The 24,433-nt window shown below is 26.9% G+C and carries 26 protein-coding genes and 1 riboswitch; of the genes, 22 read left to right on the plus strand and 4 right to left on the minus strand.

Annotation, left to right across the window (positions count from 1 at the left end):
• Positions 1 to 471: 471 nt before the first annotated feature.
• The 3 genes from J2Z25_RS14270 to J2Z25_RS14280 all read left to right on the plus strand — a co-directional run bounded on the left by J2Z25_RS14270 (position 472) and on the right by J2Z25_RS14280 (position 3,195).
• On the plus strand, positions 472 to 1,353 hold the full coding sequence (locus tag J2Z25_RS14270; RefSeq protein ID WP_209741075.1) for a CPBP family intramembrane glutamic endopeptidase: 882 nt from the start codon (positions 472 to 474) through the stop codon (positions 1,351 to 1,353).
• Positions 1,354 to 1,623: 270 nt separating this feature from the next.
• On the plus strand, positions 1,624 to 2,382 hold the full coding sequence (locus J2Z25_RS14275; protein ID WP_245173409.1) for a DeoR/GlpR family DNA-binding transcription regulator: 759 nt from the start codon (positions 1,624 to 1,626) through the stop codon (positions 2,380 to 2,382).
• 27 nt (positions 2,383 to 2,409) lie between these two features.
• Positions 2,410 to 3,195: an HAD family hydrolase gene (locus J2Z25_RS14280; RefSeq protein WP_209741077.1), complete on the plus strand. Its 786-nt coding sequence runs from the start codon at positions 2,410 to 2,412 to the stop codon at positions 3,193 to 3,195.
• 125 nt (positions 3,196 to 3,320) lie between these two features.
• Here the strand turns inward: J2Z25_RS14280 and J2Z25_RS14285 are convergent, their stop codons facing one another.
• A complete protein-coding gene (locus J2Z25_RS14285) occupies positions 3,321 to 5,105 on the minus strand; it encodes an alpha-amylase family glycosyl hydrolase (protein ID WP_209741078.1) in 1,785 nt (594 codons plus the stop codon).
• Between the two features lie 379 nt (positions 5,106 to 5,484).
• On the opposite strand from J2Z25_RS14285, the gene J2Z25_RS14290 reads away from it, so the two are divergent.
• The 17 genes from J2Z25_RS14290 to J2Z25_RS14370 all read left to right on the plus strand — a co-directional run bounded on the left by J2Z25_RS14290 (position 5,485) and on the right by J2Z25_RS14370 (position 20,474).
• Positions 5,485 to 6,168 carry a pseudouridine synthase gene (locus J2Z25_RS14290; RefSeq protein WP_111928065.1) on the plus strand — a complete coding sequence of 228 codons (684 nt, stop codon included), beginning with the start codon at positions 5,485 to 5,487 and terminating at the stop codon, positions 6,166 to 6,168.
• 188 nt (positions 6,169 to 6,356) lie between these two features.
• Positions 6,357 to 6,836: a hypothetical protein gene (locus tag J2Z25_RS14295; RefSeq protein WP_195624638.1), complete on the plus strand. Its 480-nt coding sequence runs from the start codon at positions 6,357 to 6,359 to the stop codon at positions 6,834 to 6,836.
• 156 nt (positions 6,837 to 6,992) lie between these two features.
• Complete coding sequence (cobT, locus tag J2Z25_RS14300; RefSeq protein WP_111928063.1) at positions 6,993 to 8,102, plus strand: nicotinate-nucleotide--dimethylbenzimidazole phosphoribosyltransferase; 1,110 nt, start codon at positions 6,993 to 6,995, stop codon at positions 8,100 to 8,102.
• Entirely contained in the window at positions 8,103 to 8,636 is a 534-nt protein-coding gene (locus J2Z25_RS14305; RefSeq protein WP_209741079.1) for a cob(I)yrinic acid a,c-diamide adenosyltransferase, read from the plus strand.
• The gene (locus J2Z25_RS14310) at positions 8,633 to 9,184 is read left to right on the plus strand and encodes a bifunctional adenosylcobinamide kinase/adenosylcobinamide-phosphate guanylyltransferase (protein WP_209741080.1); all 552 of its coding nucleotides are present in this window, start codon (positions 8,633 to 8,635) and stop codon (positions 9,182 to 9,184) included. The genes J2Z25_RS14305 and J2Z25_RS14310 overlap by 4 nt, the downstream gene beginning before the upstream one ends.
• On the plus strand, positions 9,181 to 9,936 hold the full coding sequence (locus tag J2Z25_RS14315; RefSeq protein WP_097034454.1) for an adenosylcobinamide-GDP ribazoletransferase: 756 nt from the start codon (positions 9,181 to 9,183) through the stop codon (positions 9,934 to 9,936). Before J2Z25_RS14310 ends, J2Z25_RS14315 begins: the two co-directional genes overlap by 4 nt.
• Positions 9,937 to 10,152: 216 nt before the next feature.
• Positions 10,153 to 10,542 (plus strand): bifunctional adenosylcobinamide kinase/adenosylcobinamide-phosphate guanylyltransferase, encoded by a 390-nt coding sequence (locus J2Z25_RS14320; protein WP_008677197.1) that lies wholly within the window; start codon positions 10,153 to 10,155, stop codon positions 10,540 to 10,542.
• On the plus strand, positions 10,535 to 11,143 hold the full coding sequence (locus J2Z25_RS14325; RefSeq protein ID WP_209741081.1) for a histidine phosphatase family protein: 609 nt from the start codon (positions 10,535 to 10,537) through the stop codon (positions 11,141 to 11,143). Before J2Z25_RS14320 ends, J2Z25_RS14325 begins: the two co-directional genes overlap by 8 nt.
• 32 nt (positions 11,144 to 11,175) lie before the next feature.
• On the plus strand, positions 11,176 to 12,120 hold the full coding sequence (locus J2Z25_RS14330) for a cobalamin biosynthesis protein (RefSeq protein ID WP_008677202.1): 945 nt from the start codon (positions 11,176 to 11,178) through the stop codon (positions 12,118 to 12,120).
• The gene (gene cobD / locus J2Z25_RS14335; RefSeq protein WP_209741082.1) at positions 12,120 to 13,193 is read left to right on the plus strand and encodes a threonine-phosphate decarboxylase CobD; all 1,074 of its coding nucleotides are present in this window, start codon (positions 12,120 to 12,122) and stop codon (positions 13,191 to 13,193) included. The genes J2Z25_RS14330 and cobD overlap by 1 nt, the downstream gene beginning before the upstream one ends.
• Before the next feature lie 55 nt (positions 13,194 to 13,248).
• Positions 13,249 to 13,425: riboswitch (cobalamin riboswitch) on the plus strand.
• Positions 13,426 to 13,627: 202 nt separating this feature from the next.
• The gene (locus J2Z25_RS14340; RefSeq protein WP_097034455.1) at positions 13,628 to 14,545 is read left to right on the plus strand and encodes an ABC transporter substrate-binding protein; all 918 of its coding nucleotides are present in this window, start codon (positions 13,628 to 13,630) and stop codon (positions 14,543 to 14,545) included.
• The gene (locus tag J2Z25_RS14345) at positions 14,532 to 15,566 is read left to right on the plus strand and encodes a FecCD family ABC transporter permease (RefSeq protein WP_008677207.1); all 1,035 of its coding nucleotides are present in this window, start codon (positions 14,532 to 14,534) and stop codon (positions 15,564 to 15,566) included. Before J2Z25_RS14340 ends, J2Z25_RS14345 begins: the two co-directional genes overlap by 14 nt.
• Positions 15,567 to 15,576: 10 nt before the next feature.
• Positions 15,577 to 16,332, plus strand: a complete 756-nt coding sequence (locus J2Z25_RS14350) for an ABC transporter ATP-binding protein (RefSeq protein WP_209741083.1) — start codon at positions 15,577 to 15,579, stop codon at positions 16,330 to 16,332.
• A 15-nt stretch (positions 16,333 to 16,347) separates the two neighbouring features.
• Entirely contained in the window at positions 16,348 to 17,013 is a 666-nt protein-coding gene (locus tag J2Z25_RS14355) for a Dph6-related ATP pyrophosphatase (protein WP_209741084.1), read from the plus strand.
• Positions 17,006 to 18,499 (plus strand): cobyric acid synthase, encoded by a 1,494-nt coding sequence (locus tag J2Z25_RS14360; protein ID WP_209741085.1) that lies wholly within the window; start codon positions 17,006 to 17,008, stop codon positions 18,497 to 18,499. Before J2Z25_RS14355 ends, J2Z25_RS14360 begins: the two co-directional genes overlap by 8 nt.
• A 347-nt stretch (positions 18,500 to 18,846) precedes the next feature.
• A complete protein-coding gene (locus J2Z25_RS14365; RefSeq protein ID WP_209741086.1) occupies positions 18,847 to 19,554 on the plus strand; it encodes a phosphatase PAP2 family protein in 708 nt (235 codons plus the stop codon).
• Positions 19,555 to 19,925: 371 nt separating this feature from the next.
• Positions 19,926 to 20,474: an NADH peroxidase gene (locus J2Z25_RS14370; protein ID WP_008677212.1), complete on the plus strand. Its 549-nt coding sequence runs from the start codon at positions 19,926 to 19,928 to the stop codon at positions 20,472 to 20,474.
• A 48-nt stretch (positions 20,475 to 20,522) separates the two neighbouring features.
• Here J2Z25_RS14370 and J2Z25_RS14375 read toward each other — a convergent pair whose 3' ends face one another.
• Positions 20,523 to 20,978 carry a DMT family transporter gene (locus J2Z25_RS14375; RefSeq protein ID WP_209741087.1) on the minus strand — a complete coding sequence of 152 codons (456 nt, stop codon included), beginning with the start codon at positions 20,976 to 20,978 and terminating at the stop codon, positions 20,523 to 20,525.
• A gap of 9 nt (positions 20,979 to 20,987) precedes the next feature.
• The gene (locus tag J2Z25_RS14380) at positions 20,988 to 21,410 is read right to left on the minus strand and encodes a DMT family transporter (RefSeq protein WP_111928050.1); all 423 of its coding nucleotides are present in this window, start codon (positions 21,408 to 21,410) and stop codon (positions 20,988 to 20,990) included.
• A 268-nt stretch (positions 21,411 to 21,678) separates the two neighbouring features.
• Here J2Z25_RS14380 and yeiL point away from each other — a divergent pair, with 268 nt between their 5' ends.
• Together yeiL and J2Z25_RS14390 are read left to right on the plus strand one after the other, a co-directional pair.
• Positions 21,679 to 22,365, plus strand: coding sequence for a transcriptional regulator YeiL (gene yeiL / locus J2Z25_RS14385; protein ID WP_008677216.1), 687 nt, complete (start codon positions 21,679 to 21,681; stop codon positions 22,363 to 22,365).
• Between the two features lie 307 nt (positions 22,366 to 22,672).
• Complete coding sequence (locus tag J2Z25_RS14390; protein WP_209741088.1) at positions 22,673 to 23,320, plus strand: hypothetical protein; 648 nt, start codon at positions 22,673 to 22,675, stop codon at positions 23,318 to 23,320.
• A gap of 313 nt (positions 23,321 to 23,633) precedes the next feature.
• Here the strand turns inward: J2Z25_RS14390 and J2Z25_RS14395 are convergent, their stop codons facing one another.
• Positions 23,634 to 24,398, minus strand: coding sequence for a 4Fe-4S binding protein (locus tag J2Z25_RS14395; protein WP_209741089.1), 765 nt, complete (start codon positions 24,396 to 24,398; stop codon positions 23,634 to 23,636).
• Between the last annotated feature and the right edge of the window lie 35 nt (positions 24,399 to 24,433).

Here is a 24,433-nt window from a genome sequence, read left to right on the forward strand (position 1 = left end):
GTTAAATCAATACTATAACTTATATAAAAATTACATACTATATATAGTATGTAATTTTTATATAAGTTACTTAAATATTCACTTTATTTATATATTATCAATTACTTAGATATTTTATTAAAAAGTTAAATCTTTACTATAACTTATATATTCGTGATTTTAATAAATTTATGTATATATCTAGATAATAATACGCTAGTTTTACTTCTAATTTTAAACTAAGGATGAAAAAAAATAAAGATATAAGTATGGTAAAAAAGAGTTTTTTATGAGTATTTAACCAAAAAGTTAAAGAATTTATAAGATATATAAATAAAATTGTATTAAGAATAGTATAAACTTATAATAATAAGATTTTTAATTTATGCAAAAGTCTTATTTTTTATAAATATATAGTTAAATAAGCAAATGTAATATATAATTATATTAGGGAAAATGTGGTATATAATTTACTGGAAAGAGGGTAGGAAAATGAAAGGAAAATTAAAAAGTTTTTTTGCAGCAATTGGGTATTTATTTGTAACCTTTGGAATTCAATTAATAGTATCAATGATTGGAGGAATATTAGTTGGAGTTATATATGCAATTAAAAATATAGATGAAATATCTACAAATGCTCCAAATGTTGATGAGATAACTAATCAAATGCTAGGAGCAACAAACTATATTTTATTAGCATCGTCAATAATAACAGTATTAGTATTCTTATTAATATATAAGATAAGAAAGAAGAGTTTTAAGGAAGAGTTACAAATAGTTAAAACTGTTAAAATAAATCTTTTAATGGGGGTAACTTTAGGGATAAGTGCATGGTTATTTAATGCTGGTGCATTAAGTCTAGTTCAAGAAGCAGGATTATTTAAAGATCATTTTTCTATTATGGAAAATCTTCTAGCACCATTAAGTGAAGGTAATATATTTATTGCTTTATTAACAGTAGGTATAATAGCACCATTTACAGAAGAGTTTATGTTTAGAGGTGTTATATTTAAGACTTTAAATAAAAATATATCGGTTTTATGGACAATAATTATTCAAGCTGTATTCTTTGGGATTTTCCATGGTAATTTTATTCAAGGTACTTATGCTACATTATTAGGTTTAGTGTTTGGATATATAACATATAAAACAAAATCACTATGGCCAGCTATAATAATGCATATGGTTAATAATAGTATAGCTACTTTATCACCATATATTTTGAAAAATGTTCCATCATTAACAAGTATTCTTATAAGTTTTGTAATAGTTGGAGCTATAGGGATAATAATATCACTTTATTTTGTTAATAAGAAAAATATTAGCTATGAAAGTGATACAATTAATTTTAATGATTATAGAAATTTAAATTAGTGTTTATTAGGAGTTATTTTTAAATAACTCCTTTTATATTTTTTAGTTTTTTAGTTTTTGATTAAGGATGTAGGGGAATTGACTTAAAGAGAAATCACGTAGTAAGAAAATTTATATATGACTAATCTTCCTTACAAAATACAAATTAGATTTGTTATACTTGAATAATAATAATAAATGTTATAAAATGATATTAAAAGATAACAAATGATAATAAATGATAACAAATAAAATTAGTTTTATAGGGTAAGTGAGGGGATTTGTTTGTTTATGGAAGAAAGACTAGAAGATATATTAGAAATGCTTAAGAGAGATGGGAAAGTAAGAGTAAAAGACTTAAGTGAAAAATTTAATGTTTCGGAAGGTATGATTCGTAAGGATTTAAGTAAGTTGGAGCAACATGTAAATATAAAAAGAACATATGGTGGTGCAATTTTAGAAAGAAAAATAATTCATAATGATAATACTACTTCAAGAATAATAAGTAATATAGAAGAAAAAGAAAAAATTGCAAGGTTGGTCATGGATGAAATTGAAGAAAATGATGTAATATTTATGGATATTTCAAGTACTAATTATACAGTTGCAACAATGATGACAGGATTTACAAAGAATATAACCCTAATAACAAATATGAATAGAATTGCAATGGCATTTGATTCGATACCTAATGTAGATATAATACAATTAGGCGGAATGTATAATAAGAAAACAGGCGGAACTGTTGGGGCATTTACTGTAAATGAAATCAAAAAATTCAAAATTGATAAAGCTTTTATTGGAGCTGGTGGAATTAATATAGAAGACAATTTTGTAAGTAACTTTAATTTGGATGAAGTTAGTACAAAAGAAGCTATTATAAAAGCAAGTAAAAAAAGATATTTAATTACTATTAATGAAAAATTTTATAATGATGGATCATATAAATTCTGTGAATTAGGTGATGTTGATTATATAATTACAGATAAGAAACCAGAAGAAAATATAATTGATGGCTTATCAAAATATAATGTAAAAGTGATATATTAAATATAATAATTAGGAGTGATCAAGCGTATGATAAAATTTATAGCATCAGATATGGATGGAACATTGCTAAATGAGAATAATGAAATAAATAAGGAGTTTTTTGATATTTTTCATAAGCTTGTTGAAAAAGACATAATATTTGCAGCTGCAAGTGGAAGACAATATTATAACTTATTAAAAAGATTTGAAAAAATAAAAGATAATATGATGTTTATAGCTGAAAATGGAACTTTTGTAGTATATAAAGGTGAAGAAATTCTTGTTAATGCTTTAGATAAAAATGTTGCATTAGAACTTATTAAAATAGGTAGAACTATAGAGAATGCTCATGTTATAGTATGTGGCAAAAGATCAGCTTATATAGAAAGTAATGAATCGAGATTAGTAGAACAAACAGAAAAATATTATGAAAGATACGAAATAATTGATGATTTAACTAAGGTAGAAGATGACATATTAAAGGTAACAATATGTGATTTTTCAGGATCTGAATTTAATAGTAATAAGTATTATAATGAATATAAAGACAAGCTTCAAGTAACAGTGTCAGGAGAAATATGGCTTGATATAACTGCTAAAGGGGTCAATAAAGGGGTTGCAATAAATAAAATTCAAGAGATGTTAGATATTGATCATAAAGAAACAATGGTATTTGGAGATTATCTTAATGATTTAGAAATGATGGGTAGTGCTTATTATAGTTTTGCAATGGAAAATGCACATGATGATTTAAAGAAGGTATCAAGATTTATTGCAAGAAGTAATAATGATAATGGAGTAGTAGAAGCTATAAAAGAAGTTGTAGGTATATAAAATTTTAAAAGGGGCTCGTGAAACGAGCCCCTTTTTTAAATAAGAAATTAACTTTTTTAAGAAATAGAGCTTACTTGAAATTGAGTGAATTTTATATTAAATAGATTTCTGAGATTGCATCATTTTTACTTTACTTCTTCTAATAATACAATACCATTGCTATCAGCTTTGACAGTAACTTTACCATCTTTAACTGTATATTTCTTGCCATTATAGAAATCTCTTATAGATGTAGAGTTTTCCCATACAGATGATAAATCTATAATAGCTTCATTAGAAACACCAGTTGCAACAACAACTTTATCATTAAAATCATTTTTATTATAAAATCTGCTAAATGTATAAGGAGAAGTTTGAATTTCTTTATGTTCTCCTGCACCTACTGAAATATGATTTGATCTAAACTTACCAATTTTTTGCCAGTGAGATAGTACATCTTTATCTACATTATCCCAATTCATATCTGATCTTGAAGGTTGATCTTTAGCAGTTGTTACAGTATTAGTTGAAGGTTTACGATTTGATTCATCACCGTAATAAATTTCTATACCACCAGGAGTTAATATAAGTTTTGTGCCTAAATTTATCATATTACCTCTAGTTAATCCTGTATCATGAGATGAGATATAGCTTAAAACATTAAATGAAGGATCGGAGTTTATTTTATCTGCATATTCAGAATAAATTTCTTCTAGTGAATCTAAGCTATCTCCTTTTGGAAATTTAAAGTTTATGATTGAATCAAATCCGTTATTGTAATATTCATTTTTATCAAGTCCTTGTCCAAAAACTTCACCTGTCATCCAAAAATCATCGGTCCATTTAGCACCAGGTTTATCAGGATTTTTTTCTCTCCAAGTTTTTAGAGCTTTATTTGATTCTTCTTTTAATTCTTGCCATCTATACATATCTATATGTTTAGCAGTATCACATCTAAAACCATCTATTCCAAACTCTTCTACCCAAGCAGATAGCCACTTTATTATATATTCTGAAGGAGCTATATTTAAGTTTTCTCTATATTTTTCAGCAGCTGGAATTATCCATTTATCATTTTTTTCTGTAATGTCTTTTGCCCATTTAGTTTTAAGTATTGGTGGAATATTTACAGGATTTGTAGATTCTGTTTTTATATCTGGTAATCCAGAAAGATTCATGCTTATATCATTTGAACCACCAGGTGTATATCCAGGTAGTCCAGCTCGTATCCAATCAGTTCCCCACCATTTAGCCCATTCTTCTTTATGTCCTGAATAATCAACTATAGTTTTATTATAAGTATCAAAGTTTTCATTTTCACTAGGAGTCCAGTTAGAAATATCTACTGTATCATTTTTAAGTGGTGAAAACTCATAATCAGACATATCTTTTAAAGTAGAAAATCCAGTATGATTCATTACAACATCTAAAACAATTCTTATTCCTTTTGAGTGAGCTAAGTCAACAAATTCTCTTATTTCTTGAGCAGTACCCATATTTTTGTCTATTGAAGTCCAATCTAAAGCATAGTACCCATGATAACCATAATGAGCAAAGGAGCCATTTGAGTCTCCAGAGATAAATCCATGTATCTGTTCTACAGGAGATGTAAGCCAAATTGCATTGATTCCTAAATCATCAAAATATCCTTCTTTCAATTTTTTAGTTAAACCCTTAATATCTCCCCCATGAAAAGTTCCAACGGTTGATCCTTTAGAATCTACACTAATTCTTCCATATGAATTATTATTAGATTTATCACCATCATAAAATCTATCAGTCATTACAAAGTAAAGACTAACATTATCCCATGAAAATGCTTTGCTCTCAAGAGTCTTATCATTTTTTGTAAATAGGTTAAAGGGAATTATTATAGCAATTAAAGCTAAAATTATTGATATAGATAAATAAATTATTTTTTTCTTCTTCATATTACCCCTCCTAGAAATATCCTAAGTTGAATTTAACACAGTTCATTTATGACAACAATTGCAAATGGTAAGTGTTAGATATATTTGGACGGGAGTACAAAAATATAAATTCAATTTTGTATTATTTTGCGAAGCAAAATAGTGAAGAGTGAAATAGTTAATAGGGAAAAAGTTAAGGAGAAAATCCTTACAGGATTTTTTTGAATAAAAGGTGTTTTACACTTATAGATTAAATTTTACGTAGCAAAATATCCTAAGTTTTTCACTCTTTCACTCCTAACTTTTCACTAATAAATTGCTTCGCAATTTATTAATGTAGATTATTAATTCAAACAAATATATAATATAAAAATCAGAGATAGAAAGGATAATTTGTGCAGTGAGGATAAATAAATTACTAAGTAATTATGGATATTGTTCAAGAAAAGAAGTAAGTAGATGGATTGAGGATAAAAGAATAATTGTTAATGGAAAGCTCTGTGAGCAAGGTCAATGGGTTGAGGAAAGTGATGAAATATTATTAGATGGTGAAAAAATAAAGCCTAAGGAAAAGGTATATATAGCATTAAATAAACCGCCAGGAATAGTTTGTACTTCTGCACGAGAGATAGATAATAATATAATTGATTTTTTGAATTACAAAGATTATGTTTTTCCAGTTGGAAGGTTAGATAAGGATTCTCAAGGGTTAATTTTAATGACAAACGACGGTGAATTAGCAAATAAAATATTATCTTCAGATAGTTATCATGAAAAAGAATATATTGTCACCATAGATAGAGAGTTTGACGATAGTTTCATTGAGGGAATGTCTAATGGGGTTGAGATATTAGGAACTATTACAAGACCATGTAAATTAAGAAGAATAGATAAAAATATATTTAGTATTATTTTAACTCAAGGACTGAATAGGCAAATAAGAAGAATGACCAAAGCTTTTGGATATAATGTTATAAAGTTAGAGCGTATAAGGATAATGAATATTATGTCCAATGATATAGAATTAGGACAATGGAAGTTTATAAATAAGGAAGTTATAAGTAAGCTTATAGATGAAATTTAATGTAATATATAATAATTTTTTATAAAATAATAAAAAATCTTTTGGAATAGGACTATAGTCCTATTTTTTTATGACTATTTTTGAAGAAAATAGGACTTTAAAATTAAGTGAAAAAGTATAAAAATATAAATAGATGATTATTTAAAAAGGGGTAATGGGGAGATATTTGAAATTAAAGGAGGCTTAATATGAATTGTATTGAAATAGATGAAATTCTATCAACTACAGTGCTATATGAAGGTTTTTTTAATTATAATGAATTCTTTAAAATATCAAAGGATAGCATACATAAGATTTTATCGATAGTTAATAAGCATAAAAATTATTGTAGTGATTCGGACTTGGATAAGAAGGAAGTATATTTAAAAAATATTGGAGATTCATTTTCACGAGATTTTATTTACAAATTTAATGACTATATTTCAATTAATAAAATAAAGTATCCTTCATATGGAAGAGAACTTATGTATTATGAGATTTATGAGATAATAGATTTTGAAAAGGAAATTGATAGATTAATACTCTTTGGTTCATATGCAGGCAATGACGAGGAATTTATAGAAATATTTTTAAATGGGGTTAGTGTAAAAAATATAAAAATAAAGCTTGTAAATAAAAGTAATATTTGGCCTAATTCTTCAGAAATTATTTTTGAAAAGCATAATTAAGATTTATAACTATTAGGTTATTAATGGTATATCCGCAGTTTAAGTAGATTAAACTGTGGATTTTTTGTATATGAAAATATAAAAATAGTGCTTTATTGACTTTTAGATGAATTTTAATATATCATAACAAAAAGAAGTAGACGAGGGGGAGACGGCATGAATCATAGAGAAGTAGTTGAAAATGTAATAAAGAATATTGATGAAATAGATTATAAAGCTAAAGAAGAAGCAAGAAGAAGAGTAGATTCTTTAGCAAAGCCACTTGGAAGTTTAGGTAAACTTGAAGATATTGCTGTTAAATTATCTGGAGTAACAGGAAAAATAAAAAATAAAATAGAAAAAAAGTGTATAGTAATTTTTTCGGCAGATAATGGAGTTGTAGAAGAAGGAATAGCATCTGCTCCTCAATATGTAACATTAGCCCAAACTATTAATTTTTCGAAAGGACTGACAGGGGTTGCAGTTCTTGCAAAAGAGAATAATACTGATTTATTAGTAGTTGATATTGGTGTTGATTGTGAAGGTGAGATACCAGGAGCAATAAATAGAAAAATTAGAAGGGGTACTAATAACATAGCAAAGGAAGCAGCTATGACTTATGATGAGTGTGTTGAAGGGATTTATATAGGTATTGATATGGCTAGAGAAGCTAAGAAAAAGGGCTATGACATAATTGGTGTTGGGGAAATGGGAATAGGAAATACAACCACCAGTAGTTCTGTTTTAGCAGCTTTAATAAATTGTGAAATTGAAGACGTTGTAGGAAAAGGTGCTGGTTTAACAGATGAGGCTTTTGATAAGAAGAAGCAAGTAGTTAGGAAAGCGATAGAGTTAAATAAGCCTAATCCTAATGATCCAATTGATGTAGTAGCTAAAGTTGGCGGATTTGATTTAGCTGGAATGGTAGGGGTTTTCCTAGGAGCTTCATATTATAAAATACCTGTTGTAATAGATGGATTTATATCAGCAGTTGCTGCTTTAATAGCTACTAAACTAAATAAGTTTGTTAAAGATTATCTTATATCATCTCATTGCTCAAAGGAAATTGGATACAATATTGCAATGGATAATATAGGATTAGAACCAATGCTTAATTTGGATATGAGACTTGGAGAGGGAAGTGGATGTCCAATAGCTTTTTCTGTAGTTCAATATGCATGTGCAATGATGAATAATATGGCAACTTTTAGTGAAGCAGAAATAGATCCGAGTTATTTAGAAGAAGTTAAGGATAAAAAAAGTTATATTGTAGATAGGAGAATTTAAATGAATTTAGGACTTATTCATATATATTGTGGAAATGGAAAAGGAAAGACAACGGCGGCAATGGGATTAGGGGTAAGAGCTGCTGGTAGAGGATATAAGGTATTACTTACTCAGTTTTTAAAGGATAATGAATCAGGAGAATTAAAATCTATAGAGAAATTAAATGATAATTTTCATGTTCTTTTTGGTGAACCAATGAAGAAGTTTTTTAAGTATTTAAGTGATGAGGATAAACTAGATGTTATAAAAGAGCATAGAGAGAGATTTGAAGAAGTAACAAAAAAGGCTGTAGAAGAAGAATATGATTTATTAATAATGGATGAAATTATGGCATCATTAACATATGGAATACTTGAATTAGATAAAGTAGTAGACTTCCTAAAAAGTAAGCCTAAAAATTTAGAGGTAGTATTAACGGGAAGAAATCCTGATAAAGTTTTAATTGAACTTGCAGACTATGTCTCTGAAGTACATCTAATAAAACATCCATTTGTAGATAAAAAAGTTCTAGCAAGAATTGGAATAGAAAAATGATTATATTAGTAGTTGGTGGATCTAAAAGTGGAAAATCAATGCTTGGCCAACGCTTAGCAAAGAAGTTAGAATCTAAAGATAGCAATTTATACTATATTGCTACAATGAAGCCTTACGATAAAGAAGATATAAAAAGAATTAATAATCATTTAATAGAAAGAGATGGTTGGGGATTTAAAACAATTGAGCAAGGTAGAAATATAGAAGAAGTAGCAGCAAAAGTAAAAAAAGGAGATACTCTTTTATTAGATAGTGTTACATCAATAGTTACAAATGAAATGTTTATTGAAGATCAATTTATAATGAATGTAAGTGAAAAAATATTTGATGGAATAAAAAAATTATCTAGTAAAGATATAAACTTAGTTATAGTAACAGATTATTTATTTAGTGATTCTATAGTTTATGATGATTATACAGAAGCTTTCAGAAGAGAAATAGGAAAAATAAATATAAATTTAGCTAAGATATCAGATATTGTTATAGAATGTTGTTTTAATAATAATATAATTCATAAGGGAAAAAGATATGTAGGTGATTTAATATGATGAAGTTAATAAATGCTTTTATAATGGCACTAGGTATGTTTACAGTAATACCTATGCCATATAAGAAATGGGATGATAATGGAGTAAGGCATATGATGAAGCTTTATCCATTAGTGGGGCTTGTTGTAGGATTAATACATTATGCTATTTATAAAATTATTAGTATTTTTAATATATCTACAATTTTGATAGCGGCAATTACTATGGTAACTCCATTTATTATAACAGGAATGTTGCATTTAGACGGATATATGGATGTGTGTGATGCTTTATTATCAAGAAGAGATCAAAAAGAAAAGGTAAGAATATTAAAAGATCCTAATACAGGAGCTTTTGCAGTAATATCATTAGCAATTTTATTTATAATTGATTTTGCATCTATCTATACACTAGTAGACAAAACAGAAAACATAATTGGATTGATTATTATACCTATTATTTCAAGAAGCTTGATGGGGCTTATGCTATTAAAAAAAGAATCTATGAAGGAAAGTTCCCTTGGGTCATACTTTAAAAAAGGAACAGGAAAAGCAGATATATTTATTTTATATTTATTTTTATTTATATCAACTTTATTTTTTATATATGTTATTGGATATAAGGGGCTTATAGTTTCATTAGGAATGATAATTTCAGCTTTAATTTCAGTAAATAAAAGTACAAAGGAATTAGGTGGGATGTCAGGAGACAGTGCAGGATATGGACTTGTAATTTCAGAATTAATAGGAGTACTGTGTTTAGCAATAATATAAATAAATTGGCAAGCAATTTATTAGTAATGAAATAATTAAGAAATGAAAGAATGAAAAAATTAAGGTAAAAAATCCTTAAGGATTTTTGAATAAATAGTGCTTTACACAAATAAATTTAAGTTTTGCAGAGCAAAACCTCCTTAATTCTTCACTTCTTCATTATTTCATTTTTTTACTATTTTGCTTAGCAAAATATTAAGGAGGGTGTGTTTAATTTTGATTCTTGTATTTGGTGGAGCTTATAATGGAAAATTAAGCTTTGTTAAAGAAAAATTTAATATTTCTGACGAAGAAGTATTAACGTTAAATAATATAGATGATTTAGAAATAGATTTTTCAAAAAAAGTAATAAATAAATTTCAGAATTTAACTTATAAAATGTCTTTAGAAAATCAAGACCCATTAAAATATATTTTGGAAAATGAAAGTTTGTTTAAAGATAAAATAATTATTAGTGATGATATATGTGAAGGGATAGTTCCATTGAAAAAAGAAGATAGAATATGGCGAGAGAATACTGGAAAGTGCCTTCAATATTTAAGTAAGAATTCTAAAGAAGTATATAGAGTTTTTTGTGGAATTCCAATGGTGATCAAAGATGAGTAGTATTGAAGTTTATTTAATTAGGCATGGTAAGACTATTTGTAATGAAAAAAGATTATATTGTGGTAAAACAGATGTAAGTTTAAGTGAGCAAGGAATTAAAGAGTTAAAGACTTTAAAATCAATAATGAGATATCCAAGGTGCAATAAATATTTTACTAGTGGAGCAGTTAGAGCAAATGAAACTTTTAAGATTCTTTATGAAGATGAGTCTTATGAAGAATTATCAGGATTTTTTGAATATGATTTTGGAGATTTTGAAATGAAATCCTATGAGGATTTAAAAGAGAATAAGCTCTATATAAATTGGATTATGGATGAAATTGGTTATGTAAGATGTCCAAATGGTGAAAGTAAAAATCAATATAAAAAACGTATTAAGAAAGAGTTTAATAATTTTATAGAAGCTATAAATTCAAATGGATATGAGTCAGTTTTACTAATTTCACATGGAGGAACAATAGGAACTATATTAGAATGTTTTTATGATGATAGTAAAAACTTTTATAGCTGGCAACCTAAATGTGGAGAAGGATATAAGATTATAATAGAATTTGAAAATAATAATTTTATAATAAAAGAAGTTTTAGAAATAAAAAGTTAAGAAGAGATAGAATTAAAATAAAAGGAGATAAAATGATACAACTAACTATAGGATATATTTTGGATTTAATAATAGGAGATCCTCAAAATCCTGTTCATCCAATAAGATTAATAGGTAATACTTGTAGATTTTTAGAAAGCATATTTAGAAAATTATGCAAAAATACTTTAAAGATAGCAGGATTGTTGACTTGGATTTTTAGTGTTTTAATAGTTTATTTTATTAATTACTATATAATTAAAATTAGTTTTAATATTAATCATATTTTAGGAATAATTATAAGTGGTATAATAATATATTTTTGTATTTCAACAAAAGCCTTAAAAATAGAAGGATTGAAGGTAATATCATATATATTAAAAGACGATATAGAGGGAGCAAGAAAGCAACTTTCTTATATTGTTGGTAGGGATACTAAAGATTTAGATAAGGAAGCTATTTTACGTGCAGTAGTAGAAACTATAGCAGAAAATATGTCTGACGGTATAGTAGCTCCTATTTTTTATGCTGGACTTTTAGGTGCGCCATTTGCAATGGTATATAAAGCTGTTAATACTATGGATTCTATGTTTGGATATAAAAATGAAAAGTATAAGGATTTTGGATTTTTTCCAGCAAAATTAGATGATGTATTCAATTATATACCAGCTAGATTAAGTGGAATACTTATAGTAATTGCAGCATTAATATTAAAACTAAATTATAAAAATAGTTTTAAGATTTACATAAGAGATAGGAATAACCATAGTAGTCCTAATAGTGCTCATCCAGAAGCAGCAGTTGCAGGGGCTCTGGGGCTTAGATTAGGTGGAGCTAATTATTATTTTGGAAAGTTAGTAGAAAAGCCAACTATAGGAGATGAAGTAAAGAAAATACAAGTTTTAGATGTATACAAAACTAATAATATTCTGTATTTAGTATCATTTCTTAGCTATTTAGTGGCAATGATTTTATCTTTAATTGGAGGTCTTTTATAATGAGTAAGGTAGTTCATGGTGGAAATATAGATGAGTTATCAAGAAAATATAATTTAAATAAAGAAAAGCTTATAGATTTTTCTGCCAATATTAATCCTATTGGAGCAAATAAGAATGTTAAGATGGAGCTTATAAGAGCAATAGATAAAATAGAAAGATATCCAGATATAACATATTTTGATTTAAAATCTTCAATAAGCAAATTTGAAGATATAGAAATTAGAGATTTAACATTAGGAAATGGTGCAGCAGAGGTTATATTTAATTTAGTTAGAGCGTTAAAACCTAAAAAAGTACTTATTCCAGCACCAACATTTGGAGAATATGAAGAAGCAGTTTTAAGTGTTAATGGAAGTATAGAATATTATTATTTAAGAGAAAATAATAATTGGAATATAAATGAAGAAATATTAAATTATATAACTGAAGATACAGACATGGTTTTTATATGTAATCCAAACAATCCAACTGGGAATTTAACTAATAAGGACATAATATTGAAGATTTTAAGGAAAGCTATAAAAACTAATACAATAGTAGTTATAGATGAATCATTTTTAGATTTCGTTAAAGATAATAAAAATTACACAGCAATAGACTTATTAGAAGATTATAATAATATATTCATCATAAAATCTATGACAAAGTTCTTTGCTATTCCAGGAATCAGAATAGGTTATGGTATATCAAAAAATAAAGATATTATAAAAAAGATAGATGACATAAGTGTTCCTTGGAATATTAATGTTATGGCTGAAAGGGCGGCTATAGTTGCTTTAGATGAAAAAGAATATATAGATGACACGATAGAATATATAGAAGATGAAAAAAATTTCTTATTTCATGAATTAAGTAAGATAGAGCAAATAAAAGTATTTAAACCAGAAGTAAATTTTATTATGTTTAAAACTAAGGAGTTTATAGATTTGAAGGAAAAAATGTTAAGTGAAAATATAATTATCAGAAGTTGTAGTAACTATAAAGGGTTAGATAAAAATTATTATAGAATTGCAGTTAGAACTAGAGCTGAAAATGAAAAGTTCATAAGCACTTTAAGAAATATAATAAAATAGTATATTTTAATTGACATATGATATCATTAATAATATAATTCTATTTGAAATTTAGACTATATTAGCTATATAAGGTGCTTTTCAAGCTTAATAGGGAATCAGGTAAAATTCCTGAGCTACCCCAGTAACCGTGAAATGGACGAAATCTATTAATACCACTGCAAGATGCGCGGGAAGGTTAGAGAGTAGGATGAAGTAAAGCCGGGAGACCTGCCTTCTATAGACGGACTGTTATCTTCTGAGGGTGAGATAATAGGAATACTATTATAGTTTTAAGTTATTTTTAATAGATAATACAAGCTATTTTCTATTATTTAATAATTTAAAATTATTAAATATGTATTTTAGGCATACTCTTAGTATGTCTTTTTATTTTGTAGAAAAAATTATAATTCTATAAAATAAGCCCTAATAAAAATTAGGAGGAAAGTATTATGAAAAAAGGAAGTAAAATTCTTTCGTTAGTTTTTGCAATGTTATTTTCTATAGCATTATTTGCTGGTTGTGCAGAAACTACAAAAACTATGACAGACAGAGAGGGAAATGAATTTACCCTACCAAAGAAAGTAGAAAAAATTATATCAACTGCACCATCTAATACAGAGGTATTAGTTGAGTTAGGACTTGCAGATAAATTAGTTGCTATAGATAAATATTCAGCAGATGTAGAGGGAATAAGTGAAGATCTACCTAAAATAGATTTTAGAAATCCAGATGCAGAAACTATAATATCATTGCAACCAGATATAATTATTGCGTCAGGACATAACAAAGTAGGCGATAATGATCCATTTCAATTAGTTAAAGAAGCTGGAATCCCAGTTGTTTATATTCCAAGTAGTTATAGTATAGATGGAATATATGAAGATATAGAGTTTATAGCTGAAATAACTAAAACTCAAAAGCAAGGAAAAGAAATTGTTGATAACATGAAAAAAGAAGTAGAGTCTATAAAGGCTATTGGAGATAAAATAACAGATAAGAAGAAAGTATATTTTGAAATAGGATCAGGAGCTAAATTAAGTAGTTTTGGTCAAGATACTTTCTTAAATGAAATGATTGAAATAATTGGAGCAGAAAACATATTTGCTAATGAAAAATCATGGATATCACCAACTCCAGAATCAATAATTGCGGCTAATCCAGATGTTATATTAACAAATATGCCTGATATAAATGGAGTAAAGGCAGTTGATGATATAAAGAGTCGTGATGGATGGGATAGTATAACAGCTATAAAAGAAGGTCAAGTTTATGGAATAGATAAAAATGCATCAGCAAGACCATCTCAAAATGTTATAAAAGCTTTAAAAGAAATGGCTAAGGCCGTTTATCCAAATGAATATAAGTAAAGATAAAAAAAGTAAAACATTGATGATATTATCAATACCACTAGTTATCTTAATAATTTGTATTGGAACTTCCATCGGAAGTTCCAATATTAGTATTATGGATATTATTTCAATAATACTTCATAAAGTATTTAATGCAAATTTACTAGAAGGTATTGAAGCAAAGGATGTTGCAATAATTTGGAGTATTAGATTGCCAAGAGTACTATTAGCATTTACTGTTGGAGGAGCACTTGCAGCTAGTGGGGCTGTAGTACAATCGGTTTTAAAAAATCCATTAGCATCACCTTACACTTTAGGGGTATCATCAGGAGCATCTTTAGGAGTAGGGCTTTTAGTAGTTTCAGGAATATCTATCCCTTTCCTTGGAAACTTTTCACTACCTCTAGTTGGATTTATAAGTAGTTTATTAACTATGATAATAGTGTTAGTATTTGCAAGTAAAGTAGATAAAGAATTATCAAATAGTACCATTATATTGTCAGGAATGGTTTTTTCTTTATTCTTTAATGCGGCGTTAACAACTATAACAGCCTTATTTACTAATAAGATAGAAGCTATAACTATGTGGCAAATGGGATCATTTTCTATGAGGGGATGGAGTTATCTTAAAGCTGGAATTCCATTCTTTTTAATAGGAATAATAGGAATAATGGCATTTGTTAAAGAAATGGATGTATTAACATTTGGAGAAGAACAAGCAAAATCTATTGGTGTTGAAGCAGAAAAAGTTAAAAAGTATCTTTTCTTATTTGTAGCAATACTAACGGGAGCAGCAGTATCAATAAGTGGAACTATAGGATTTGTTGATTTAATTGCTCCACATATAGTGAGAAAGATATTTGGATCCAAACATTCATATGTTATTCCTATGTCAATTGTATTTGGGGGATGTCTTATGGTGATTACTGATTTAATTTCAAGAACTATAATAGTGCCATCAGAACTTCCAGTAGGTGCAGTAACAGCTATAATAGGAGCTCCATTTTTTGCTTATTTATACTTTAAAAAATCAAAGTAGGTGATTTAATATGTTAGAAGTTAAAAATGTTTGTTGTGGCTATAATGGAATAGATATTGTAAAACAAGTTAGTTTTAACATAAATAGAGGAGAGAACTTATGCATAGTTGGTCCTAATGGATGTGGTAAAAGTACTTTATTAAAAGCTATATCTAATTTGATTTCTTTTAATGGAGAAATTAAGTTAGATGGGAAAAATATAAATGCTTTAAAAAGAAAGGAACTTGCAACTAAGATTGCATTAATGACACAAAGCTCTAATATACAATTTCCTTATACTATTTTTGAAACAGTTGCATTAGGAAGGTATGCTCATTTAAATAGTATTTTTTCAAGACTAAGTAAAAAAGATGAGGAAGTTATAAATGAAAGCTTAAAGATGGTTGGGTTACTTGATATAAAAGATAAGCTTATAAGTGAACTATCTGGAGGTCAACTTCAAAGAGTATTTTTAGCAAGAGCATTTGCACAAGATCCGGAAGTTATACTTTTAGATGAGCCAACAAATCATTTAGACTTAAGATGTCAAATTGAGATATTAGATTATCTTAAAAGCTGGGCTAAAGAAAAAAATAAGATTGTTATAGCTGTATTACATGATTTAAATTTAGTTCAAAATTATGGAGATAGAGTTTTGATGCTTAATGATGGAGTCATAAAAGGAAATGGAAATACAAAAGAAGTGCTAAATAGCAATGATTTGGAAGAGGTTTATGGAATAGATATAAAAACTTTTATGGTAAGAACATTGGAAAAATGGAAATAGAAAGGAATAATTTAAATGAAGAAAAAGTTTGTCATGTCATATAGTTGCGGAAAAGACAGCACATTATCTTTATATAGAATGATAAGAGAAGGGCATAAGCCGGTTGCTTTACTTATTACAGTTGATAAAAAATTTTTAAGATCATGGTTTCATGGGGTGTCAAATGACTTATTAAATGAGGTATCAAAATCACTTGGAATTCCTCTTTTACTTGTAAAATGTGAGGGTGAAGAATATTCAGAAGCATTTAAAAAAGCACTACATAAGGCTAAAATTGAACTAGGTGCAGAAGCTTGTGTCTTTGGAGATATAGACTTAGAAGCACATAGAACATGGTGTACAGATAGATGTAATGAAGTAGAAATGGAAGCTATTTTCCCACTTTGGCTTGAAAATAGGGAAAAGCTAACTTATGAATTTATAGATACTGGATTTAAGACTGTTATTAAAAATGTTAGGTTAAATGCATTATCAACTGACTTTTTAGGAAAACAATTAACACATAAAGTAGTGAAGGATATAATTAAGACAGGCTCAGATGCATGTGGAGAAAATGGAGAGTATCATACTTTCGTGTTTGATGGTCCGTTATTTAAGTATCCAATTAAATTTAAGGAAAATGGAATAATTACAAATGAAACTCATGGATTTTTAGATATCGTAGGTGTTATTAATGAGTAGAAGTATTATGTTGCTTGGGACTGCTTCATCAGTAGGTAAAAGTACAATTGCAACAGCTTTTTGTAGATATTTTAAAAATAGAGGATTTAATGTGGCACCATTTAAAGCATTAAATATTTCGTTAAATTCATATGTAACAGAAGAAGGGCTTGAAATGGGAAGAGCTCAGGTTGTTCAAGCTGATGCATGTGAAATAAAACCAAAGGCCTGGATGAATCCAATTCTTTTAAAGCCTAGTGGAAATATGAAAACACAAGTTATAGTAAATGGCAAAGTACAATGTACTATGGATTCATATAAGTATAAAGATTTAAATAGAGAATTAAAGAAAATAGTTAAAGAAACTTTTAATAATGTATCTAAAAGTTATGATTTAATGATTCTTGAGGGTTCAGGAAGTTGTGCAGAAATAAATCTAAAAGACACTGATATAGCTAATATGTCTATGGCAAAGATGAGCAACTCACCTGTTATATTAGTTGCTGATATTGATAGGGGAGGGGTATTTGCATCAGTAGTTGGAACAATAATGCTGTTAGATGAAGAGGAAAGACAAAGAGTTAAAGGTGTAATAATAAATAAATTTAGAGGAAATGTAGAATATTTTAAGCCTGCAATGAAACAGTTAGAGGATATTATAAAAATACCGGTACTTGGAGCTATGCCTTATTTTGACTTAGATATAGAGGATGAAGATAGTGTAACTGAAAGATTAAAAAATAAAAATATTAATAGTGGAAAGTTAGACGTTGTAGTAGTAAGGCTTCCTTATATGTCAAACTTTACAGATTTTAATTCATTAGGAAGATTAAATCAAGTATCTTTAAGATATGTAGAAAGTGCAAGCGATATTGGAAATCCTAATCTTTTAATAATACCAGGTAGTAAAAATACTATAGAAGATTTAAGAGCTATAAAGAAGAATGGAATATTTAACAAGATTATAGAACTTGAAAAAAGTGGAACTTTGATTTTAGGAATCTGTGGTGGATATCAAATGCTTGGAAATATAATTAAAGATGATTTAGGAGTAGAAGGGGATATAACATCAGAAACTGGATTTGGATTTTTAGATATATGTACTAGCTTTAATAAAACTAAAGTAACAAAGCAATCTGAAGGGAAAGTGGTTTTAGATAAAATTACTCCTATTAAGGATGTAGAAGTATTTGGATATGAAATCCATAATGGTATTAGTAATGTAAATAAAAATGCAATTCCATTCATTAAGATAAATAGTGGAGAAATATTAGGGGTTACAAATAAAGACTACACAGTTTTGGGAACTTATCTTCACGGTATATTTGATGGTGGAGAGTTCTTAAATGCTTTCATAAAGTATCTATTAGAATTAAATAATATAGAAGCTATAATTGAAGATATAACAAGTTATAATGAATATAAATTAAAGCAGTTTGATGAACTTTCTAAAATTTTGGAAGATAATATAGATATGAAAAAATTAGAAGAAATAATAAAGATATGATGTTATTAGGAGATAGTGCTATTACATAATGAAAAAATTATATTTGAAATAGTGATGTTAAATAATCAAAATATTATATTTAAAATTAAGGGGGGTGTTTGATACATCCCTATTTTTATAATTTCATTTTTAAAATTTTCAAGAGTAGATATGTAGGTTTGCGCTGAATTTGATGAGGACAATGAGTTAAACAAAGATATATATTTACTTTTTTAAAGAATATCTAAAGGAAATCTTATAAAATTCTTAAACTTAATTGTTAAATGCACAATATAATTTAAATATTGTAAAATAGTTAGTAAGAAGTAATTTTATATAACTTATGTTTTTAATGGGGGTGATTAAAAATGAGGGATTTATTAAAAAAGTTTATAGTAAAATATAAATTAAATGAGCTAAAATGGTTAGATTTAATATGGCTTGCTATATTCCCACTGATAAATATAAATTATGTTATCTTAGGGGCTATTGCAGAAAAAGGAAAAAATCTTGGTTTGTTTTTAGACAAAGAAATACCTTTTGTATCGATGTTTATTTTTCCTTATATATATTGGTATATTTATATTTTCATAGGACTAATATTTATTTTATTAAAAGATCGTAGGAAATATATAAGGGCTCTTTTAGCAGTGTACATTGGTATGTTTATCTGCTACTTTATTTATTATTTGTTTCCAGTAGAAATAGTAAGACCAACAGTTGTTAATAATAATTTGCCTAATAAACTAGTTAATATTATCTACCAAAATGATAGGCCATTTAATTGTTTTCCATCTATACATGTATTAAATACTTATATAATTATGAGGTACACAAATAGAAAAGAAAACAAATCATGGTTTTACTACACTCAAATAGTTGGAATTCTAATTATTTTATCTACATTATTTATAAAACAGCATTTTATCTTAGATGGAATAGCAGCCATGGTATTAGGTGAAATAGTAATTTCAATCTCTAAGAAGATAGAGGACAAGCGCATAGACAATATCTTATTATTACCTTATAAATTAATAGATAAGATAAAAGAAAAAAATGATATTTCTATAAGTTAACTTTTATTAAATAGTTTCATTTTGAAGAATATTATAATTAATAGTAATGATTTGCAGATTATGATTTCATTTTTAGTTTAGCTCTATGAGAAAAGCTTAGCATTATGCTTTGCTTTTTCTTTAGTTATATATAAATTTCATATTTTTTTGTTTTCAAGTTAGTGATATATAACCTTTACTGATTTTAAGTTGATGATGAAGTAAGTAATTTATGTATTTTAACTTTTTATATATTAATTACAAATAATTTAAAATAATTTATAAAAAACTATTTACAACTAATAATAATTATTATATAATAAAAGCATCAAGTAAAGCTTATATAAAAATTAAGTATATAAATAATGTGGAATTTAGGAGGAGTTTAAATTATGAAAAAATTTGTTTGTACAGTATGTGGATACGTTCATGAAGGGGATACAGCACCAGAAGTATGTCCAGTATGTAAGGTAGGTGCTGATAAGTTCATGGAACAATCAGGAGACTTAGCTTGGGCAGATGAACATAGAGTAGGAGTTGCTAAAGATGTAGATCCAAGAGTTATGGAAGGATTACAAGCTAACTTCGTAGGAGAATGTACAGAAGTAGGAATGTACTTAGCAATGTCAAGACAAGCTGATAGAGAAGGATTCCCAGAAGTTGCAGAAGCATATAAGAGAATAGCTTTCGAAGAAGCAGAACACGCTGCAAAATTTGCAGAATTAATTGGAGAAGTAGTTGTTGCTGATACAAAAGCTAACTTACAAGCTAGAGTAAATGCAGAACACGGAGCTTGTCAAGGAAAGAAAGATTTAGCAACATTAGCTAAACAATTAAACTTAGATGCAATCCATGACACAGTTCATGAAATGTGTAAAGATGAAGCTAGACATGGACAAGCATTCAAGGGATTATTAGATAGATATTTTGGACAAAACTAATTTATAAATAGAAAAAAGGTTTAGTATTAATTTACTAAACCTTTTTTATTATTCAATTATATTTAAACTTTCAGTTTCCTGAGCCTTTTTATCAATAAATATATTATAGCTTAGTCCTAACAAAATTAATAATCCACCCAATACTTTTCCAATAGAGATAGTATTATTAGAAAAGTAATCTATAATAATTCCAATAGATAGTTGGCCTATAAAAACTAAAAGTGATAATGAAAAAGATGATACTTTTGGTGTGATGTAATTAAACATTAAAACAACTAAAATACCAATTGTACCTCCGAGGTATGCATAAAATGGAATAGATAATTCATTTATATTAATATAGTCCTTAGTAAGAAAGAAAAATATTAATGATGTTATGAAACCTGTTAAATAATTAAAAAATGTTCCTTGGAAAGTTCCTATTTCTTCAGCTAGCTTAAAATTAACTATTCTTGATAAAACAACAGAGACTCCAGATAAAATTGCTAATAAAATATATAACATAAAATCCTCCTAAAAAAATGTCATAATAATTATTCCAGATGTGATAATTGATAAACCAAATATCTTTTTATTTTCAAATCTTACTTTTTTCATTCCCATTAAACCATAACTATCTATTATAAAAGAAGATACAGTTTGTCCAAGAAGAGCTAATGATATAGTTAAAGAAGCTCCTAATCCTTTAAAACTTATATTATTAAAAATTACTGTAAAAACTCCAATTACTCCAGCACTATACAATATAATAGGAAGTTTTTTCTTAAAGGATATCTTATATTTTTTTAGTAACATAATTACTAATAATATAATAAATCCGCTTAGATGAATAATTAAAGAAGAAGAATAATTACCTATAGCTTGAGATAAAACTCCATTAAAACTAACCATGATAGTAATTAATATTCCTGTAAATAAAGATAAAAAATTATACATATTGATTCTCCTTAGGCTTTTTTATAAATTTAGCATAAAAGAATTATATTTTATTAGGACATATGTCATAATTAGTATATATAATTTGCAATAAAGTTTATATTTTAGTAATGTATAATAAAAAATTAAATAATATATGCTTTCAATTGTGCCATTTTACTTAAGTATATTAACTTTTTAATATACTATTGTTTTTACTTAGTAGAATATTAATTGAATCGTATACATTATTTATTTAATATTTAAATTTATGGTTTAAGGAGAAAAAATGCAGAGGGTAAAGGACATTAATTTAATAGAAAAATATATAAGATTGAATAAGATTGAAAATTTATTTAATGATGAAATTAGGAAGAATTCTGAAATCCTATTTTTTAATAAACGAGAATTAATTTTTCAAGAGGGGGAAGAGATTAAGTATTTAATGTTTTTTGTAGAAGGAAAGGCAAAAGTTTATACAACATTAAAAAATGGTAAACTATTGTTATTAGATTTTTATAAAGAGTTAGATACATTAGGGGACTTAGAACTAATTACTAATGATTTTGCTAGTTGTAATGTTGAAGCTATAGAGCCGTGTATTTGCATCGGCATACCATTAAAAGTATTAAGAAATATTTACTATAATGATACAAATTTAATGAATTTCTTGTGTAACTCATTAGGAAAAAAACTTAAAAGATCATCCAAAAATGCATCTATAAATTTAATGTATCCACTAGAAAATAGAGTTGCAAGCTATATAATTTCAATAGGTACAGATAAAAATAGTGAAATTATTAAATTTGATGAAACTTTAACTGTAATATCTGAATTATTAGGTACAAGCTATAGGCATTTATTAAGAACATTAAATAGATTATGTAATAAAAATATTTTAAAAAAGGAAGAAGATTATTATATTATTATAGATTATAAAAATCTTGAAGAATTAGCTGCAGATATATATAGTTAGCATGAATAATATCTTTGCTAAAAGACATTTTATAAAATTTATATTTAAGTTGAAATAAGGTGTAGATATAATTAGATGTTTGCTAATATATAGTATTTATTTAAAGTTAGTATTTTATATACTAGAAAAACAATGATTTGTATACATTGTTTTTGTATTATGTTTTACATAAATAAATTTATTAATTATTTAAATATTATATTATTGTTAATTATGTTGATTATTAGGTGAAACATATATATTAGAAAATTTACATATGATATAATTAAATTATCATATCATAATTATTAAAAGTGAGGGAAAACAGATGAAAATAAAAAAGTTATCAGTAATAGTAGCAGCAGTAGTTATAACAGCAAGTTTAGCGGGATGTACAGCGGGTGGAGCTAAATTGCCAGAAGGTGATGTTAAGATAGTAAATCAGCAAGTTCAAGGGGTTGTTGAATTATTATTAGAATCTGCAAATTATGGTGAAGACAAAAGTACTGTAGCATCAATGGTATTACCAAAGGATTCTCAATATGATGTGAACTTATATATGGAAAAATACAATAATGGTGAGTTAATTGAAACAAAAGAGTTAACTAAATATACAACTGAAACTATAGAAAAGGACTCAATAATACATATAATAATGAATGCAGCGAGAGCAAATGACGGAGAAGCCGATAAGTCTATATATTCTATTGCAGAAGTAGATAAAGAAAATACAAAAGATGCTAAGAATCCAGAATATAAGATAACTAAAACTTATGGAGAAAGCATAGATTTTGATTCAAAGTCAGAAGTAAATCAAGTAGGGAAGAACTTAGATGAGGAAGCTACATTAATTGGATTAGTAAAGTTTAAAGAAGATGATTCAGAAAAAGCTGCGATAAATTTAGATTCATATAAAGATGAAGTGGGTAAATATGCATCAGCTAACATAATAAAAATTAAAGTTACAAAAAAGTAAGAGATGTGGCATAATTTTTAATTTTATATTTCAGATTTAAGGGCTGTCTATGACAGCCTTTTATTAATTAAAGGTTCTATTGTAAACTGATGGAGATTAATAAACATAAATAAAATTAGATATCAAATTTTCTGTGTTTATATTTAATTTGCTTAAGTAATAAATTACGAAGCAATTTATTAATGAAAGAATGAAAGAATTAAAAAATGAAAGAATTAAAGTTGTTTTGCTACTCAAAACTTAAACTATAGGTGCCAAGCACTTTTCATTCCTTCATTTTTTGCTTCGCAATTTATAAAAATGAGTTTAATATTTATAAAAAAATTTCATTCATTTTTCTTTTAGAGCATGCCTTTTCTAATTTTTTTGAAGTTACCAATAGTAACTCTTTATTTACACTTCGAGATTTGCTTGGACAAATAGCTACACAACGCATGCAAGAAATACATTTTTCTTTTTCTACCAACGTTGGATTCTCTTTTGAAATAGCATTAACTGGACACTTTATAGCACAGAGCCCACATTTCTCGCATTCTTCGATCACTTCTGGAACTAAAGGAATAACATTATATTCCTTATACGGATTATTCCCCGGTACATATAAATCTTTAGTATCCTTTGCCTGTTTTAAAACTTCTTTAATCTCATCAGAAAATTTTATCAATTCTTCTTTGTCTTGTAAATCTGGTCTACCAGTAGCAAATTGATGCATAATGGAATGCTCTGTAACTGCTGCAATTGCTGCAATGCAGACAAACCCTAATGTTGTTAATGTATATTTCAATTCTAATAATACATCTTCATATGCTCTATTACCGTATGTTGCTACTAAAATGACTTTTGAATCATTTCCATTTAGCTTCTTAATATTAGACATTGCTATCGTTGGAACACGCCCACCAAAAGACGGAACTGCTATAATACAAAGATCTTTTTCACTAAAGGTAAATTTTGAGAAATCTTCTATTGCATTTGACAAATCTAATTCTATTCTTTCGTAATCAAATTGTCTGCTTATTAAATCTGCTACTTTCTTAGTTCCACCTGTAGGACTAAAATAAATTTCAAATACTTTCATATATTCTATATCTCCCCTCTAAAGTTAACTCTATC

The sequence above is a fragment of the Clostridium tertium genome, assembly GCF_017873245.1.
In the GTDB taxonomy this organism is placed as follows: Bacteria; Bacillota; Clostridia; order Clostridiales; family Clostridiaceae; genus Clostridium; species Clostridium tertium.

Excerpts from the sequence above, each read along its gene's own strand:
- J2Z25_RS14390 (WP_209741088.1), top strand. The coding sequence starts at position 22,673 with ATGAAAATAAAAAAGTTATCAGTAATAGTAGCAGCAGTAGTTATAACA.
- J2Z25_RS14340 (WP_097034455.1), top strand. The coding sequence starts at position 13,628 with ATGAAAAAAGGAAGTAAAATTCTTTCGTTAGTTTTTGCAATGTTATTT.
- cobT (WP_111928063.1), top strand. The coding sequence starts at position 6,993 with ATGAATCATAGAGAAGTAGTTGAAAATGTAATAAAGAATATTGATGAA.
- J2Z25_RS14375 (WP_209741087.1), bottom strand. The coding sequence starts at position 20,978 with ATGTTATATATTTTATTAGCAATTTTATCTGGAGTCTCTGTTGTTTTA.
- J2Z25_RS14350 (WP_209741083.1), top strand. The coding sequence starts at position 15,577 with ATGTTAGAAGTTAAAAATGTTTGTTGTGGCTATAATGGAATAGATATT.
- cobD (WP_209741082.1), top strand. The coding sequence starts at position 12,120 with ATGAGTAAGGTAGTTCATGGTGGAAATATAGATGAGTTATCAAGAAAA.
- J2Z25_RS14315 (WP_097034454.1), top strand. The coding sequence starts at position 9,181 with ATGATGAAGTTAATAAATGCTTTTATAATGGCACTAGGTATGTTTACA.
- J2Z25_RS14285 (WP_209741078.1), bottom strand. The coding sequence starts at position 5,105 with ATGAAGAAGAAAAAAATAATTTATTTATCTATATCAATAATTTTAGCT.
- yeiL (WP_008677216.1), top strand. The coding sequence starts at position 21,679 with ATGCAGAGGGTAAAGGACATTAATTTAATAGAAAAATATATAAGATTG.
- J2Z25_RS14365 (WP_209741086.1), top strand. The coding sequence starts at position 18,847 with ATGAGGGATTTATTAAAAAAGTTTATAGTAAAATATAAATTAAATGAG.
- J2Z25_RS14310 (WP_209741080.1), top strand. The coding sequence starts at position 8,633 with ATGATTATATTAGTAGTTGGTGGATCTAAAAGTGGAAAATCAATGCTT.
- J2Z25_RS14270 (WP_209741075.1), top strand. The coding sequence starts at position 472 with ATGAAAGGAAAATTAAAAAGTTTTTTTGCAGCAATTGGGTATTTATTT.
- J2Z25_RS14370 (WP_008677212.1), top strand. The coding sequence starts at position 19,926 with ATGAAAAAATTTGTTTGTACAGTATGTGGATACGTTCATGAAGGGGAT.
- J2Z25_RS14395 (WP_209741089.1), bottom strand. The coding sequence starts at position 24,398 with ATGAAAGTATTTGAAATTTATTTTAGTCCTACAGGTGGAACTAAGAAA.
- J2Z25_RS14325 (WP_209741081.1), top strand. The coding sequence starts at position 10,535 with ATGAGTAGTATTGAAGTTTATTTAATTAGGCATGGTAAGACTATTTGT.
- J2Z25_RS14275 (WP_245173409.1), top strand. The coding sequence starts at position 1,624 with ATGGAAGAAAGACTAGAAGATATATTAGAAATGCTTAAGAGAGATGGG.
- J2Z25_RS14380 (WP_111928050.1), bottom strand. The coding sequence starts at position 21,410 with ATGTATAATTTTTTATCTTTATTTACAGGAATATTAATTACTATCATG.
- J2Z25_RS14360 (WP_209741085.1), top strand. The coding sequence starts at position 17,006 with ATGAGTAGAAGTATTATGTTGCTTGGGACTGCTTCATCAGTAGGTAAA.
- J2Z25_RS14295 (WP_195624638.1), top strand. The coding sequence starts at position 6,357 with ATGAATTGTATTGAAATAGATGAAATTCTATCAACTACAGTGCTATAT.
- J2Z25_RS14280 (WP_209741077.1), top strand. The coding sequence starts at position 2,410 with ATGATAAAATTTATAGCATCAGATATGGATGGAACATTGCTAAATGAG.
- J2Z25_RS14330 (WP_008677202.1), top strand. The coding sequence starts at position 11,176 with ATGATACAACTAACTATAGGATATATTTTGGATTTAATAATAGGAGAT.
- J2Z25_RS14355 (WP_209741084.1), top strand. The coding sequence starts at position 16,348 with ATGAAGAAAAAGTTTGTCATGTCATATAGTTGCGGAAAAGACAGCACA.
- J2Z25_RS14305 (WP_209741079.1), top strand. The coding sequence starts at position 8,103 with ATGAATTTAGGACTTATTCATATATATTGTGGAAATGGAAAAGGAAAG.
- J2Z25_RS14345 (WP_008677207.1), top strand. The coding sequence starts at position 14,532 with ATGAATATAAGTAAAGATAAAAAAAGTAAAACATTGATGATATTATCA.